This window comes from Methylocystis sp. NC52PC (assembly GCF_055698645.1).
Map to the genome: position 1 here is coordinate 2,707,974 of NZ_CP170127.1, position 14,514 is coordinate 2,722,487.

Annotated in this window: 14 protein-coding genes; 9 read left to right on the top strand and 5 right to left on the bottom strand. The window is 66.2% G+C overall.

Features of this window, described 5'->3' with window-relative positions; translation table 11 throughout:
• Nucleotides 1-81 precede the first annotated feature (81 nt).
• From hisB to coaA, 7 genes are all read left to right on the top strand, one after another.
• Complete coding sequence (gene hisB / locus ACETII_RS15115; protein WP_472788177.1) at nucleotides 82-678, top strand: imidazoleglycerol-phosphate dehydratase HisB; 597 nt, start codon at nucleotides 82-84, stop codon at nucleotides 676-678.
• A gap of 44 nt (nucleotides 679-722) precedes the next feature.
• On the top strand, nucleotides 723-1,142 hold the full coding sequence (locus ACETII_RS15120; RefSeq protein ID WP_363347287.1) for a DUF2628 domain-containing protein: 420 nt from the start codon (nucleotides 723-725) through the stop codon (nucleotides 1,140-1,142).
• The gene (hisH, locus tag ACETII_RS15125; protein ID WP_472786039.1) at nucleotides 1,139-1,789 is read left to right on the top strand and encodes an imidazole glycerol phosphate synthase subunit HisH; all 651 of its coding nucleotides are present in this window, start codon (nucleotides 1,139-1,141) and stop codon (nucleotides 1,787-1,789) included. Before ACETII_RS15120 ends, hisH begins: the two co-directional genes overlap by 4 nt.
• Complete coding sequence (gene hisA, locus ACETII_RS15130) at nucleotides 1,786-2,535, top strand: 1-(5-phosphoribosyl)-5-[(5-phosphoribosylamino)methylideneamino]imidazole-4-carboxamide isomerase (RefSeq protein WP_472786040.1); 750 nt, start codon at nucleotides 1,786-1,788, stop codon at nucleotides 2,533-2,535. Before hisH ends, hisA begins: the two co-directional genes overlap by 4 nt.
• Nucleotides 2,535-3,314, top strand: a complete 780-nt coding sequence (gene hisF, locus ACETII_RS15135; RefSeq protein ID WP_472786041.1) for an imidazole glycerol phosphate synthase subunit HisF — start codon at nucleotides 2,535-2,537, stop codon at nucleotides 3,312-3,314. The genes hisA and hisF overlap by 1 nt, the downstream gene beginning before the upstream one ends.
• Before the next feature lie 169 nt (nucleotides 3,315-3,483).
• Nucleotides 3,484-3,807 (top strand): phosphoribosyl-ATP diphosphatase, encoded by a 324-nt coding sequence (locus tag ACETII_RS15140; protein WP_472786042.1) that lies wholly within the window; start codon nucleotides 3,484-3,486, stop codon nucleotides 3,805-3,807.
• Entirely contained in the window at nucleotides 3,804-4,763 is a 960-nt protein-coding gene (gene coaA, locus ACETII_RS15145; RefSeq protein ID WP_363347297.1) for a type I pantothenate kinase, read from the top strand. The genes ACETII_RS15140 and coaA overlap by 4 nt, the downstream gene beginning before the upstream one ends.
• A gap of 133 nt (nucleotides 4,764-4,896) precedes the next feature.
• Here the strand turns inward: coaA and clpB are convergent, their stop codons facing one another.
• Nucleotides 4,897-7,524, bottom strand: a complete 2,628-nt coding sequence (clpB, locus tag ACETII_RS15150; protein WP_472786043.1) for an ATP-dependent chaperone ClpB — start codon at nucleotides 7,522-7,524, stop codon at nucleotides 4,897-4,899.
• 275 nt (nucleotides 7,525-7,799) lie between these two features.
• On the opposite strand from clpB, the gene ACETII_RS15155 reads away from it, so the two are divergent.
• Nucleotides 7,800-8,555, top strand: coding sequence for an MOSC domain-containing protein (locus tag ACETII_RS15155; RefSeq protein ID WP_472786044.1), 756 nt, complete (start codon nucleotides 7,800-7,802; stop codon nucleotides 8,553-8,555).
• Nucleotides 8,556-8,600: 45 nt separating this feature from the next.
• Here ACETII_RS15155 and ACETII_RS15160 read toward each other — a convergent pair whose 3' ends face one another.
• From ACETII_RS15160 to htpG, 3 genes are all read right to left on the bottom strand, one after another.
• Nucleotides 8,601-9,482: a DUF4167 domain-containing protein gene (locus ACETII_RS15160; protein ID WP_472786045.1), complete on the bottom strand. Its 882-nt coding sequence runs from the start codon at nucleotides 9,480-9,482 to the stop codon at nucleotides 8,601-8,603.
• A gap of 508 nt (nucleotides 9,483-9,990) precedes the next feature.
• Nucleotides 9,991-10,884, bottom strand: a complete 894-nt coding sequence (gene prmC, locus ACETII_RS15165) for a peptide chain release factor N(5)-glutamine methyltransferase (protein WP_472786046.1) — start codon at nucleotides 10,882-10,884, stop codon at nucleotides 9,991-9,993.
• A 6-nt stretch (nucleotides 10,885-10,890) separates the two neighbouring features.
• Nucleotides 10,891-12,789 (bottom strand): molecular chaperone HtpG, encoded by a 1,899-nt coding sequence (gene htpG, locus ACETII_RS15170; protein ID WP_472786047.1) that lies wholly within the window; start codon nucleotides 12,787-12,789, stop codon nucleotides 10,891-10,893.
• Nucleotides 12,790-13,229: 440 nt separating this feature from the next.
• Here htpG and ACETII_RS15175 point away from each other — a divergent pair, with 440 nt between their 5' ends.
• Nucleotides 13,230-13,646, top strand: coding sequence for a DUF2794 domain-containing protein (locus ACETII_RS15175; protein WP_472786048.1), 417 nt, complete (start codon nucleotides 13,230-13,232; stop codon nucleotides 13,644-13,646).
• A gap of 53 nt (nucleotides 13,647-13,699) precedes the next feature.
• Here ACETII_RS15175 and ACETII_RS15180 read toward each other — a convergent pair whose 3' ends face one another.
• Entirely contained in the window at nucleotides 13,700-14,470 is a 771-nt protein-coding gene (locus ACETII_RS15180) for a Bax inhibitor-1/YccA family protein (protein ID WP_472786049.1), read from the bottom strand.
• Nucleotides 14,471-14,514 lie beyond the last annotated feature (44 nt).

The following is a 14,514-nucleotide window of genomic DNA, read 5'->3' on the forward strand; positions in this document are numbered from 1 at the left end:
GAACGGGCGACGAAATTGCTACAAGCTGGCCGCTCGCGGCCGGGGATTTCCGGCTGCGTCTTTCCGGAAGGCCTTTTCTCGATGCGCAGCGCCACGATCGAGCGCAAAACCAAGGAAACGACGATCACCGTCGCCGTCGATCTCGATGGCGCGGGAAAGTCTGACATTTCGACGGGAATCGGCTTTTTCGACCATATGCTCGACCAGATTGCGCGCCACGCGCCCCTCGATCTGACGGTGCTGGCCAAGGGCGATCTCCATATCGACGGGCACCATACCGTCGAGGACGTCGGCCTGGCCCTGGGCCAGGCGGTGGATCGCGCGCTCGGCGACCGGAAGGGAATCGCTCGCTATGGCGACGCTCACGTGCCGCTCGACGAGGCGCTGACCCGCGTCGTGGTGGATGTGTCCGGGCGGCCGTTTCTGGTCTATGACGTGACGTTCCCGGCGGAACGCATCGGCGCTTTCGACACCGAGTTGATGCGGGAGTTTTTTCAGGCTTTCGCCGTGCAGGCGCGCATCGGGCTGCACATTGATCGCCTCAAGGGCGTCAACAGCCATCATATCGCCGAAAGCGCGTTCAAGGGTTTCGCCCGCGCCTTTGGCAAGGCCGTGTCACTCGACCCCCGCCGGGCGCCAGGCGAGGCGCCCTCCACCAAGGGCACGCTCACCGCCTGAAGGGCGGCGCGCGAGAAGGGCCTTGCAAGGAGGAGGGAGGGCCGATGACGTCATTTACAGTTCATGTGCCCCCTGCCGCGCCGGGCCGAGAGCCCGCGGCGGAAAAGATCATCTTTCTGCGCGACGGCTTTTCGACCGCCGCTTTCGTCTTCGGGCCGCTCTGGTTCGCGTGGAAGCGCGCCTGGCTGCCGGCTGTCCTGTGGGCGCTGCTGCTCGCTGCCGTCGCCGGGGCGGGGGCGCTCTTTAAAATCCCGGCCGACGCCATGAGTCTCGCGGGCTTCGCCGTCTCGCTCTTCCTCGGCTTCGAGGGCGTCCGCATCCTCGCATGGTCCTTGCAGCGGCGCGGCTATGTCGAGAGCGATGTCGTGATCGGCGACAATGAAGACGACGCCGAGGCGGTCTATTTCGGCCGCCTGCAGGCGCGCAACGAAACGACGCCCCCCGCCGTGGAGAAAGTTAATTGACGACGGCGATCATCGACTACGGTTCCGGCAATCTGCACTCGGCGCAGAAGGCGTTCGAGCGCGCGGCGCGCGAGTCCGGGGAGACGGGCGAGATCGCCGTGACGAACGACCCCGAGGCCGTGCGCCGCGCCGCGCGCATCGTCTTGCCGGGCGTCGGCGCCTTCGCCGATTGCCGGCGCGGACTGCTCGCGCTGCCGGGCCTCTATGAGGCGCTTCAGGAGGCCGTGATCGAGCGCGGCCGGCCTTTCCTGGGGATTTGCGTCGGCATGCAGCTCATGGCGGCGCGCGGCCTCGAACATGGCGAGACGCCCGGCCTCGACTGGGTCGGCGGCGACGTGGTCGCCATCGAACCCGGCGACCCGTCCCTCAAAATACCGCACATGGGCTGGAATACGCTGACGCTCTCTCACGACCATCCGGTCTTTTCCGGCATAGCGACGGGCGAGAGGGGGCTTCACGCCTATTTCGTGCATTCCTATCACCTGACGCCGGCGGACCCCCGCCATGTGCTGGCGACGACGGATTACGGCGCCCCGCTCACCGCCGCCGTCGCGCGCGACAATCTGGTCGGCGTTCAGTTCCATCCCGAGAAGAGCCAGAGGCTCGGCCTCGCGCTCATCGCCAATTTCCTGAGGTGGCGCCCGTGATTCTGTTTCCGGCAATCGATCTGAAGGAGGGCCAGTGCGTCCGCCTCGCGCAGGGCGACATGGATCGCGCCACCGTCTTCAACGACGATCCGGCGGAGCAGGCGCGCGCCTTTGAAGCGCAGGGGTTCGAATATCTGCATGTCGTCGACCTCGACGGCGCCTTCGCCGGCGCGCCGCGCAACGCCGCGGCCGTCGAGGCCATCCTTTCGACGCTGACCATTCCGGTGCAGCTCGGCGGCGGCATTCGCGACATGCGCACGCTCTCCGGCTGGCTGGACAAGGGCGTGACGCGCGTCATCATCGGCACGGCGGCGGTGAAAGATCCGTCCTTCGTGCGCGAGGCCGCGCGGGTTTATCCGGGCCGCGTCGCCGTCGGCATCGACGCCAAGGACGGCATGGTCGCCGTCGAGGGCTGGGCGCGCACGACGCGCATGTCGGCGCTCGATCTCGGCAAGAGCTTCGAGGACGCCGGCGTCTCCGCCATCATCTATACGGACATTGCGCGAGACGGCGTTCTCACGGGCCTCAACATCGAACAGACGCTGGCGCTCGCCAACGCGCTGACAATTCCGGTCATCGCCTCCGGCGGCCTCGCCTCGCTCGCCGATATCGAGCGCCTGTTGCAGCCCGATTGCGCCAGGCTCGCCGGCGCCATCACCGGCCGCGCGCTTTATGATGGCCGTCTCGAACCGAAGGCGGCGCTGGCGCTGATTCGCGAGGCGCGGGGAAAGGTTGAGAAGGCCTGATGCTGAAAGCCCGCGTCATTCCCTGTCTCGATGTGAAAGAAGGCCGCGTCGTCAAAGGCGTCAATTTCGTCGATTTGCGCGACGCCGGCGATCCGGTCGAATGTGCGATCGCCTATGACGCGGCCGGCGCCGACGAACTCTGTTTTCTCGACATCACCGCGAGTCACGAAAACCGCGGCATTCTTCTCGACGTGGTGCAGCGCACGGCTGAAGCCTGTTTCATGCCCTTGACCGTCGGCGGCGGTGTGCGCACGCTCGACGATATTCGCAAGCTGCTCCTCGCCGGCGCCGACAAGGCCTCGATCAACACCGCCGCGGTCGCCAACCGGCAGTTCGTGCGCGAAGCTGCCGAGAAGTTCGGCGCGCAATGCATCGTCGTCGCCATCGACGCCAAGCAGGTCGGCCCCGGCAAATGGGAAATTTTCACGCATGGCGGGCGTCGTCCGACCGGCGTCGACGCCGTGGATTTCGCGCGCGAGGTCACCGCGCTCGGGGCGGGGGAAATCCTGCTCACCTCCATGGATCGCGACGGCGCCAAAATCGGTTTCGACATCGCCTTGACGCGCGCGGTGGCGGACGCGGTTTCGGTTCCGGTCATCGCTTCGGGCGGGGTCGGCAATCTCGATCATCTGGTCGCCGGAATTCGCGATGGCCACGCGACCGCCGTGCTTGCGGCGTCGATCTTCCACTTCGGCGAATATACGATCCCGCAGGCCAAGCGGCACATGGCGGCGGCGGGGCTGCCGATGCGGCTCGATGGATTGGAGGCGCTGAGATGAGTGTTGTGGCGAAGGCCCCCTCCCTGTCCCTCCCCCGCAAGCGGGAGAGGGGACGCTCGCGATCAGCGGTTGTGATAAAGGCGCGCATTCGCTCGGGATCTTCATTCTTGATGAAGGCCACGATCTGCCCCCTCTCCCGCGAAGCGGGGGAGGGCTGGGGAGGGGGTCGATGAGCTTCACCCTCGACGATCTCGCTGCGCTCATCAAATCGCGTCGAGCGGACGACGCCTCGACCTCTTACACCAAGAGCCTGTTTGACGCCGGCGTGCCGCGTATCTCGAAGAAGTTTGGCGAGGAGGCGTTCGAAGCGGTCATCGCCGCAATGGAGGGCGATAACAAAGCGCTCACCAGCGAAGCGGCGGATGTGCTCTACCATTTGCTGGTCTTGCTCGAAGCGCGCGACGTGGCGCTCAGCGAGGTGCTCGCTGAACTCGGGCGCCGCACGGCGCAATCGGGACTAGCCGAGAAGGCTTCGCGCGGAGCGGGACAATGACCTTACCCGGCGCCGAAAATGACGCGGCGATCTCGCCATACCGCCATTTCTCGCGCGCCGAATGGGCGTCGCTTCGCGCCGACACCCCGCTGACGCTGACCCTCGACGATCTGACCCGGTTGAAATCCGTGGGCGACCCGATTTCGCTCGAGGAAGTCATCGAGATTTATCTGCCGCTGTCGCGCCTGCTCGCGCTTTATGTCGCCGCGACGCAGGGCCTGTTCAAGGCGACGCAGCGCTTTCTCGGCGCCGAGGACGGCAAGGTTCCCTACATCATCGGCGTCGCCGGCTCGGTCGCCGTGGGTAAATCCACGACAGCCCGCATCCTGCGCGCGCTGCTCTCGCGCTGGCCCAATACGCCGAAAGTCGAACTGATCACCACGGACGGCTTTCTGCTGCCCAACGCCGTGCTCGAACGCGACGGTCTGATGGAGAAGAAAGGCTTTCCGGAGAGCTATGACAACAAGACGCTGCTGCGCTTCCTCTCCGCCGTCAAAGCCGGACAGCGTCATGTCTGCGCGCCGGTCTATTCGCATCTCGTCTATGACGTGCTGCCGGGTGAGACGACTTGCGTCGACGGTCCCGATATTCTCATCGTCGAAGGCGTCAATGTGCTCGCGGCGCGCACCTCGCGTCAGCCGAAGGAAATTCCCTTCGTCTCGGATTTCTTCGACTTCTCGGTTTACCTCGACGCGAGCGAGGAACTGCTCGAACGCTGGTACGTCGACCGCTTCTTGAGGCTACGGGAAACGGCGTTCCGCGATCCGCGTTCGTATTTCGGGAAATACGCCGACCTCTCCGACGAGGAGACGGTGCGCGTCGCAAAAGACATCTGGACGCGCATCAATCTTGAAAACCTGCGCCAGAATATCGCCCCCACGCGCCCACGCGCGAGCCTGATCCTGACCAAGGGCGCCGATCACAAGATCGAGGAAGTGGCGCTGCGGAAGCTGTGACGAGGTTGGGGGCGCGGGTGCTCCGCCCCTCGTGCTTCGAGACGCCTGCTGCGCAGGCTCCTCAGCATGAGGGGCTTTTGCATCATATCACCTTTACTTGGGCGAGGGCGCGGCGCCGCCTGCGCAACGCGCCTTACGCGTTCCCCACCGTTCGCAACACCGGCCGCGCCGGCCCATGGGTCGGCTTGCCGTCGATCGTCAGCAAGCCGCCCTCGGCGGAAATGGCCACCGTCGCGCCGTCGACGATCTCGCCGGCGAGCAGCCGTTCCGCGAGCGCGTCCTGCAGTTCTTTTTGCATCACGCGCTTCAATGGCCGTGCGCCGTAGGCGGGATCGTAGCCCTTCGCCGCCAGCCACTCGCGCGCCTTGGCGTCGAGATGCAGGGTGATCTTGCGATCCTCCAGCAGCTTCTGCAGGCGCTTGATCTGGATGTCCACGATCGCGCCCATGTCTTCGCGCCGCAGGCGGTGGAACAGGATGATCTCGTCGACGCGGTTTAAGAACTCCGGCCGGAAGTGCGCGCGCACGACCTGCATCACCTCGTCATGCACGGCGGTCGAGTCTTCGCCCTCCTGCTGCATGACCAGGAATTCGGCGCCGAGGTTCGACGTCATGATGATGAGCGTGTTCTTGAAGTCGACCGTGCGGCCCTGTCCGTCGGTCAGACGCCCGTCGTCGAGCACCTGCAACAGCACGTTGAACACGTCCGGATGCGCCTTCTCGATCTCGTCGAACAGCACGACCTGATAGGGGCGGCGGCGAACCGCTTCGGTCAGCGCGCCGCCTTCCTCATAACCGACATAGCCGGGCGGCGCGCCGATCAGGCGGGCGACCGAGTGCTTCTCCATATATTCCGACATGTCGAGCCGGACCATCGCCGTCTCGTCGTCGAAGAGGAAAGCGGCGAGCGCCTTGGTCAGCTCCGTCTTGCCGACGCCCGTCGGGCCCAGGAAGATGAAGCTGCCGATCGGCCGGTTCGGGTCCTGCAGGCCGGCGCGGGCGCGGCGCACGGCGGTCGAGACCGCCTCCACCGCCTCGCGCTGCCCCACGACGCGCTTGGCGAGTTCGTCCTCCATATGGAGCAGTTTCTCGCGCTCGCCTTCGAGCATCTTGTCGACCGGCACGCCCGTCCAGCGCGACACCACTTGCGCAATGTCGTTCGCCGTCACGGCCTCCTCGATCAGCGCGCCCTTGGCCTCGCTCGCCTCCACTTCGGAGAGCTTCTTCTCGAGGTCGGGGATTACGCCATAAGTGAGCTCGCCCGCGCGCTGATATTCGCCGCGGCGCTGCGCCTGGGCGAGTTCATTGCGCGCCGTCTCCAACTGCTCCTTGATTTTCTGGGCGCTGCCGAGCTTGTCCTTCTCCGCCTTCCAGCGCGCCGTGAGCGCAGCGGATTTCTCCTCGAGATCGGCGAGTTCGCCTTCGAGCTTCGCCAGCCGATCCTTCGACGCCGCGTCGGTCTCTTTCTTCAGCGCCTCCTGCTCGATCTTGAGCTGGATGATGCGGCGGTCGAGTTCGTCCAGTTCCTCGGGCTTGGAATCGATCTGCATGCGCAGGCGCGACGAGGCTTCGTCGACGAGGTCGATGGCCTTGTCGGGCAGGAAGCGGTCCGAGATGTAGCGGTTCGACAAAGTCGCCGCCGCGACGATCGCCGAATCGGTGATGCGCACGCCGTGGTGCAGCTCATACTTCTCTTTCAGCCCGCGCAGGATCGAGATCGTGTCCTCGACCGTCGGCTCGTCGACGAAGACGGGCTGGAAGCGACGCGCCAGCGCCGCGTCCTTCTCGACGTGCTTCCTGTATTCGTCCAGCGTCGTCGCGCCGACGCAATGCAATTCGCCGCGCGCGAGCGCCGGCTTGAGGAGGTTGGACGCGTCCATCGCGCCGTCCGCCTTGCCGGCCCCGACGAGCGTGTGCATCTCGTCGATGAAGAGGATGACCTTGCCCTCGGCCGCAGTCACTTCGTTGAGCACCCCCTTCAGGCGCTCCTCGAATTCGCCGCGATACTTCGCGCCGGCGATGAGCGCGCCCATGTCGAGTGCGAGGAGTTTCTTGTCCTCGAGCGATTCCGGCACGTCGCCGTTGACGATGCGCAGTGCGAGCCCCTCGACGATCGCCGTCTTGCCGACGCCGGGTTCGCCGATCAGCACGGGATTGTTCTTCGTGCGCCGGGACAGCACCTGCACGGTGCGGCGAATCTCTTCGTCGCGGCCGATCACCGGATCGAGCTTGCCCTCGCGCGCCGCTTCGGTGAGGTCGCGGGCGTATTTCTTGAGCGCGTCATACTGATTTTCGGCGGACGCCGTATCGGCGGTGCGGCCCTTGCGCAGATCTTCGATCGCCGCGTTGAGCGTCTGCGGCGTCACGCCGGCGTCGCGCAGAATTTTGGCGGCGTCGGAATCCTTTTCCAGCGCCAGCGCCAGCAGCAGCCGCTCGACGGTGACGTAAGAATCGCCGGCCTTCTGGGCGATCTGCTCGGCGTTGGCGAACAGCCGCGCCGTGGCGGGCGCGAGGTAAAGTTGCCCGGCGCCGGCGCCCGCGACCTTGGGCAGCTTGGCGAGCGCGGCCTCGGTCTTGGCCAAAGCCTCCCGCGAATTGCCGCCCGCGCGGTCGATGAGACCGGCCGACAGGCCCTGCTCGTCGTCGAGCAGCACCTTGAGAATATGCTCGGGCGTGAACTGCTGATGCCCCTCGCGGGTGGCGAGGGATTGCGCGCTCTGCACGAATCCGCGCGCGCGTTCGGTGTATTTTTCGAAATTCATAGGTTCCCCTCTCGACCTTGAGGCGGGCCCAATAAAGCAGCGCGCCTCAGTCATGGAATCTCGGCCCCTTGCGGCGGCCCTCGGGTCCGATATGGGGAGGCTTCGATGGCGTTAAAGAGGGCAGGGCGCCGGAGCGTGGCTGGGACAAAAGGCCGCGACAAAGCAGCCTGGACCAGGCTTGCGCGGCAGTCGCTGCAATGGGCTCCGCGCCGGCTTGACAAATAGCGTCCGCTACCCGCCATGAGGCGCCAGCTGTCGCCGCCCTTGGAGCCGCCATGCGCCTCGCCCGTCTCTACCGCTATCCTGTCAAAGGCCTCTCGCCGGAGCCGCTCCCGTCGGCCGACCTTCCGGCCGGCGGCTACTTTCCCTGCGACCGGCTTTTCGCTTTGGAGAACGGCCCCTCCGGCTTCGACCCCGGCGCGCCGGCGCATCAGCCCAAGATCAAGTTTCTCATGCTCATGAAGCAGGGCGCGCTTGCCGGGCTTGCGACCCGTTACGATGAGGCCACGGGCGTGTTGACCATCGAACGCGAGGGCCGCGACGTCGCGCGCGGCGATCTGCGGCGGCCCGAAGGCCGCGCCGTGATCGAGGCTTTCCTGACCGATTTTCTCGGGGCGGACATTCGCGGCCCGGTCAAACTCCTCGAAGCGCCCGAGGGCTTCCGCTTCACCGATTCGGCCTCGGGCTTCGTCTCGCTCATCAATCTGTCGAGCGTCGCCGCGATCGAAGCGGCCGAGGGCGCGCCGGTCGATCCGCTGCGCTTTCGCGGCAATCTTTACGTCGAGGGGGCGGAGCCTTGGGCGGAAGCCGAGTGGCCCGGTCGCCGGCTGCAGATCGGCGGCGTGACCCTCGCCGTCCTGAAGATGACCGATCGCTGCGCCGCGACGGGCGTCGAGCCGGGCACGGGCCGGCGCGACATGGATCTGGTGCAGACGCTGCGCAAGACCTTCGGCCACATCGATTGCGGCGTTTACGCGCGAATCGAGACCGGCGGCCGCATCGCCCAAGGCGACGCGCTGACGCTGCTCTGAAACGAAAGAGCCGCCCCGAGGTGCGGCTCTCATCGATTCTATCTATCAGAAACGGTCCGGCTCGAAGGGAAGCTCGGTCGCCTGCGGCGCCTCCTCCCGGACCTCGCCGGCCGCTTCCTCGACCTGCTGGCGCGGGCGGCGCCGACGGCGCGAACTCAGGTGGAAATTCACCCCCTCGTGCTCGCGGGCCTGCGGGCGCTCGGCGGGCGCGAAGGCCACGTCGACGGCCTCCGTCTCGCCGGGGCCGGCCGGGCCGCGCGCGGGCGGGGCGGTGATAAAGGAGGGCAATGTCGGGGCCGGCTCGTCGCTCGTCTCCGGCCGCTGAAAGCGGCGCTCGCGGAAGCCGCGGCGCGGCTGCTGCTCGCCTTCGCCGCCGCGCTCACGGAAGGGAGGCCGCTCCGGCCGCGGCGGGCGCTCGCCGCGCTCCGGCCGCTCCATGCGTTCGGGCCGCTCCGCGCGCATCTCGCCGATCGGCCGCTCCTCATAGGGCTGCGGCTGGGGTTGCGGCTGCGCGAAATGCGGCTGAGGCTGCGGCTGATTATAGGGCTGCGGCTGATAGACCGGCTGGGGCAAGCGCTCCGAGAGCGGCGCGAAGCGATCGGGCAGGGCGGCGAAATCGTCGTCCTCCTCCACCTCGATCTCCGCCTCGACCGGCGGGCGGCCGAAGCCGTTCGCCTGCTGCTGCGCCTGCTGAGCCGCAGCGATGAGCCGGAAATAATGCTCGGCGTGCTGAAGCAGGCTTTCCGCCATGATCGTGTCGCCGGACGACTGCGCGTCGCGGGCGAGCTGCAGATACTTCTCGGCGATGTGCTGGGCCGTGCCGCGAATCTTTACGTCAGGACCATTCGACTCATAAGAACGGGTGAGCGGGTTCGGGCCCTTGCGGCCGCTGCGCCCCCGCATGCGCTTGTTCTGTCCTGGTCTCATCGACTCCCCCGAAAGCTTCGCGCGCTACAGGCGCAAATGACGCTAAGGCCGCGTCCGCGACGCGCCGCTCCTTCCCGCCGAAGGATAATCGCCCGGCCGGCGGCCATTCGCGGCCGCGCACTCGGACGGATTGCTTACAAGGGCGCCTGGCCGCGCCCGTTCAAATCTGCCGTCTTTGGCTGCGCGATTCTCATCAGTCGACGTTTGGCGACATCGCCTCGACTCGATCGTCCGATGCAGCCGGCGGATTTCAACGGTCGCGCATCTTCAAGGGACGCGCGCGACGACAATCACCGTCGCCTTAATCCACCGGGATCATGCAGCTTACACGCCAGCCCTTGCCGGCCTTGCCGGGGTTTCCGCTTGCGAGGCGGACCCGCAAATAATCGAGATCCTCATCTCGAATGTCGGTCAGCTGTATTTACAAAGACTATAGTGGCTTGACCCCCCTGCGCCAAGTGCGGCGTCGCATTGATGCGGAGAAAAACCGAGCACTGTAGCGAATATGTCACGACCTCGGCTGCACGGGCCTGGCCGCCACGACGCGCTGATGGCCGCCGGCGTCCCGCGCGATGCGGGCGACGGCGAAACCCGAGGCGCCGAGCAGGGCGGCGACGCTCGCCGCCTGATCGAAGCCGACTTCGAAGGCGACGAGGCCGTCGGGGGCCAGCAGGCGCCCGAGGTCGGCGACAATGTCGCGATAACAGGCAAGACCGTCGGCGCCGCCATCGAGCGCGAGCGCGGGATCGTGGAGGCGCACCTCCGGGTCGAGCGTCGCGAGATCGCCGGCGCGAATATAGGGCGGGTTCGAGACAATGACGTCGAAGGGCCCGTTCAGCGCAGCGCCCCAGCGGCCGCGCACCACCTGCGCCCGCGCATTCAAGCCGCAGCGCGTCAGATTCGCGCGCGTGGCGGCGCAGGCGTCCGGCGAAAGGTCGACGGCGACGCCGAACGCGCCCGGCATTTCGCTGAGCAGCGCGCAGAGAATTGCGCCCGAGCCGGCGCCGAGATCCAAGATCGAGAACGGCGCGTCGCGATTCTCGATCAGCGCGAGCGTCGTCTCGACCAGCGTCTCCGTGTCCGGGCGTGGATCGAGCACATTGGGGGCGACGGCGAGATCGAGCGTCCAGAACCCCCGCGCGCCCAAAATGCGCGAGACCGGCTCCCGCGCCGCCCGGCGGGCTGCGTAAGAGGAGAGCCGTTGCGATTGCTCGTCGGTCAGCGGCGCATCCGGCGACATCGTCAGCTCGAGCCTCGTCAGTCCGGCGGCCGCGCGCAGCAGGAGCCGTGACTCCTCCTGCGCCTGCGCCGCCTCTACCCCGCTCTCGATCAAAGCGGCCGCGACCTGCACGAGCGCGTCGGCGCGGGAAGGAGAGCGGGTCTTTGCGGAGGCGGCGCTCACTTTCGCTTACGCGCTCCTGGCGATGAGGGCGCTCAGGCGGCGGGCGAAGGCGGCCGGGTCGACCGGCGGTTCGCCGTCGGCGACGCGCGCCAGATCGAACAGCAGATGCATCCCGTCCGCGGCGCCGTCGCGGCCCGTCTCGCGCAAGCTCGCGGCGAGCGCGGCGACGGCCGGATGCTTGGCGTTGATCTCGAGTATGGGCTTGCTGAGCATGGACTTCTGCCCGCTTTCGGCGAGAATCCGCGCCAGTTGCCGGTCGAGCCCCTTCTCGGAAGCGACGAGACAGGCGGCGCTTTCGGTCAGGCGCGTCGAGACGCGCACGTCCTCGACCGCGTCCGTGAGCGTCTCCTTGAGCGCCCCGACCAGATCGCCGATGTTTTCGGCCTGCGGCGCCTCGTCCGTCCTCGCCTCTTCGGCGAGCGGGATGAGATCAATGTCCGCCTGTCCCTGCGTCACCGATTTGAACGGCTTGCCGTCGAAACCGAGCGCGCTCGTCACCCAGAAGGCGTCGACCGCGTCGTCGAGCAACAGCACTTCGACGCCCCTTGCGCGGAAGCCTTCGAGCTGCGGGCTCGTGGCGAGGCGCTTGGCGTCGTCGCCGGTGATGTAATAAATGGCCGTCTGATTTTCGCGCAGATCAGCGACATAGTCCTTGAGCGTGCGCGTCTTGCCCTCAGCCTTGGTCGAAGCAAACCGCGCGATCTCGAAAATGCCGTCGCGGCGGCTCGGGTCCTCGTGCAGGCCTTCCTTGATGACCGCGCCGAAATTCTCCCAGACGGAGGCGAATTTCTCGGGCTCGTTCTCGGCGAGCTTGCCGAGGTCCTGCAGCAGTCGCGTCGCGACCGCCTTGCCGATCGCGGCGAGGACGGGGCTTTTTTGCACCATCTCGCGCGAGACATTGAGCGGAATGTCGGCGCTGTCGACGACGAGCCGCACGAATCGCAGCCACGCCGGCAGGAGCTCGACGTCACGCGAGATCAGCACGCGACGCACGTAGAGCTTCGACATGCTCTTGCGGCTCGGCTCGAACAGGTCGAAAGGCCGCGCGCCCGGCACGAAGGCGAGCACCGTATATTCCATGCGCCCTTCCGCGCGCCAATGCGCGACGAGCGCCGGCTCGTCGAAGGCGCCGGCGAGCTGCCGGTAGAAGTCCGTATATTGCTCCTGCGTGATCTCGGACTTGGGCTTGGTCCAGAGCGCCACGCCATCGGCGATGCGGCGCGGCTCCTTGCCCGGCTCCTCGACGAGGTCGATCGGAGTCGAGACGGCGCCCGAGTGCTCGCGAACGACGCTTTCGATTCGCCAGGGCTCGAGAAATTCGTCGCTCTCGGCGTTGAGATGAAGCGTGACGCGCGCGCCGACCTGCGGCGCGTCCGAAAGCGGCAGCGGCGCAATCGAATAGGTTCCCTTGCCCTGCGAGGACCAGAGCCAGGCTTCGCTTTCGCCGGCCCGGCGCGTCTCCACCTCGACGAGATCGGCGACCATAAAAACGGAATAGAAGCCGACGCCAAAGCGCCCGATCAGCGACGAACCCTCCGCCGCCCCGTCTTTGCCGAGCCTCTCGAGAAAGGCGCGGGTGCCCGAATTGGCGATGGCGCCCAAGGCGCTGATGAGCTCCTCGCGGGACATGCCGACGCCATTATCGGCAACCGTCAGCCGCCGCTTCTCCTTGTCGAGCGTAAGGGTGATGAGGGGCGCGCCGGCGTCAGCGGCGAGCTTTTCGTTCGAGAGCGACTCATAGCGCAGCTTTTCACAGGCGTCCGCGGCGTTCGAAATCAACTCGCGCAAAAACACCTCGCGCTCCGAATAGACGGAGTGCGTCATCAGTTCCAGAAGCTGCGCGACATCCGCTTCAAAGCCGAATTGGGCGGCTTGCGGCGCTTCGGTGGCAGCGTCGTTCGTCATGAGGTCTCCAAAATGCGAATCGGCTCCCGTGGAGCCTTCGATCAAATTGCGAATGGGAGCGGCCCTGCAGCCGCGCTTTCCAAGTTCGTCATTCGCCGGCGAAATACAAGAGCCCCCAAAAGACAAGGTCGGCTCGGGATTTCTCCCGGCCGACCCGTCCATCGCTACGACATTTTATGGTCTGAACCGCACGATCCCGGGGGGCTGGGGGGCTGACGAAAACCGGAAAAGCGCGTCCAGACCTGTCGCGGCAATGAGAGAAAATATTGTCCAAGGCGTTTGACATGCAAGGGGCCCAATGCAGGCGGAATTGTGAATTTTCATTGTTACAGCCAAGCTTATGCGCGCTAAGCGGCATATTGTGACGCTCTCCTGACAAAGGGGGCTTGCCCTGAGGCCGTCATCGCGCAAACATGACAGAACACAGCGGGAGATGCTTCATGGCGGAGTCGGAGACGACGGAGCCGAGTCGTTCTCGCCCAGCCTTCGTTGTCGTGGCCGGCTCGGGCCATGCAGGGCAGGGCGATCAAGCGAGGTCACAAGCCCGGGTGGCCGCTCCGGTCTCCTTCGACCGCCGCGAGCTGAGCCTTTTGTTCAACCTCTACGGCGCCAAGGTCGCCGCCGGCGAATGGCGGGATTACGCCCTGGATTTCACGCCGGCCAAAGCGGTTTTTTCGATTTTTCGGCGCTCCAGCGAGGCCCCGCTCTACCGGGTCGAGAAAGATCCCGAGCTCGCGCGCAAACAGGGAGCCTATGCCGTCGTCGCCGCCTCCGGCCTCGTCATGCGGCGCGGTCATGATCTGTCGCGCGTCCTGCGCGCGCTCGACCGCGGCCTGAGGCTCGTCGGCGCCGAATAGGCGACAAAAAAGCCCCGCGGGGCGGGGCTTTTTCCAAGCTTCGACGATGGCCCTTAGTCGTTGCGCTGACCGAACAGGAACAGCAGCGACTGGAACATGTTGATGAAGTCCAGATAGAGCGAAAGCGCGCCGAAGACGCTCTTCTTCTGCGCAACTTCGTAGCCGTCGCCCTCATAATACATGTCTTTGATGTTCTGCGTATCCCAGGCGGTGAGGCCCGAGAAGATCAGAACCGACAGGATGGAGAGGGCGAACTGGAGGCCGCTCGACTGCAGGAACAGATTGACCAGGCCGGCGATGACGAGACCCCAGACGCCCATCACGAGGAAGGAGCCGAAAGCCGACAGATCGCGCTTCGTCATATAGCCGTAGAGGCTCAGGCCCCCGAAGGCCGCCGCCGTGATGAAGAACACGCGGGCGATCGAGGCGCCGGTGAACACCAGCAACAGCGAGGACATCGACAGGCCCATCACCGCCGAAAAGGCGAGAAACAGGTTCCGCGCCGCCGCCGCCGACATGGTGTTGGCGCGCGCGCCGATCATGAAGACGAAGGCGAGGGGCGACAGGATGACGAGCCAGCGCAGCGGCGTAGTGTAGAGCATCTGCCCGAAGGGCGACAGCGCCACCAGCTTGCCGCCGACGAACTGCGGATTCGCCAGCATGAAGGTGCCGAGCGCGACAAGGCCCGTCACGGCGAGGCCGAGCGTCATGTAATTATAGACGCCGAGCATGTAAGCGCGCAGGCCCTCGTCGATCTCGGCCGTGGTCGACCGGGCGACCCCGCGGCCGTAGCCGAAGCTCGAGTTGCGGTCGTAGTGAGACATAGCGATCCTCTCGATCTCCGAGGCCTTACGCGCGTGCGGACTCG

What these genes read in the sequence shown, in the direction of transcription:
- hisB (WP_472788177.1), top strand. Translation starts at nt 82, where the DNA reads ATGCGCAGCGCCACGATCGAGCGCAAAACCAAGGAAACGACGATCACC.
- ACETII_RS15120 (WP_363347287.1), top strand. Translation starts at nt 723, where the DNA reads ATGACGTCATTTACAGTTCATGTGCCCCCTGCCGCGCCGGGCCGAGAG.
- hisF (WP_472786041.1), top strand. Translation starts at nt 2,535, where the DNA reads ATGCTGAAAGCCCGCGTCATTCCCTGTCTCGATGTGAAAGAAGGCCGC.
- ACETII_RS15140 (WP_472786042.1), top strand. Translation starts at nt 3,484, where the DNA reads ATGAGCTTCACCCTCGACGATCTCGCTGCGCTCATCAAATCGCGTCGA.
- coaA (WP_363347297.1), top strand. Translation starts at nt 3,804, where the DNA reads ATGACCTTACCCGGCGCCGAAAATGACGCGGCGATCTCGCCATACCGC.
- clpB (WP_472786043.1), bottom strand. Translation starts at nt 7,524, where the DNA reads ATGAATTTCGAAAAATACACCGAACGCGCGCGCGGATTCGTGCAGAGC.
- ACETII_RS15155 (WP_472786044.1), top strand. Translation starts at nt 7,800, where the DNA reads ATGCGCCTCGCCCGTCTCTACCGCTATCCTGTCAAAGGCCTCTCGCCG.
- ACETII_RS15160 (WP_472786045.1), bottom strand. Translation starts at nt 9,482, where the DNA reads ATGAGACCAGGACAGAACAAGCGCATGCGGGGGCGCAGCGGCCGCAAG.
- htpG (WP_472786047.1), bottom strand. Translation starts at nt 12,789, where the DNA reads ATGACGAACGACGCTGCCACCGAAGCGCCGCAAGCCGCCCAATTCGGC.
- ACETII_RS15175 (WP_472786048.1), top strand. Translation starts at nt 13,230, where the DNA reads ATGGCGGAGTCGGAGACGACGGAGCCGAGTCGTTCTCGCCCAGCCTTC.
- ACETII_RS15180 (WP_472786049.1), bottom strand. Translation starts at nt 14,470, where the DNA reads ATGTCTCACTACGACCGCAACTCGAGCTTCGGCTACGGCCGCGGGGTC.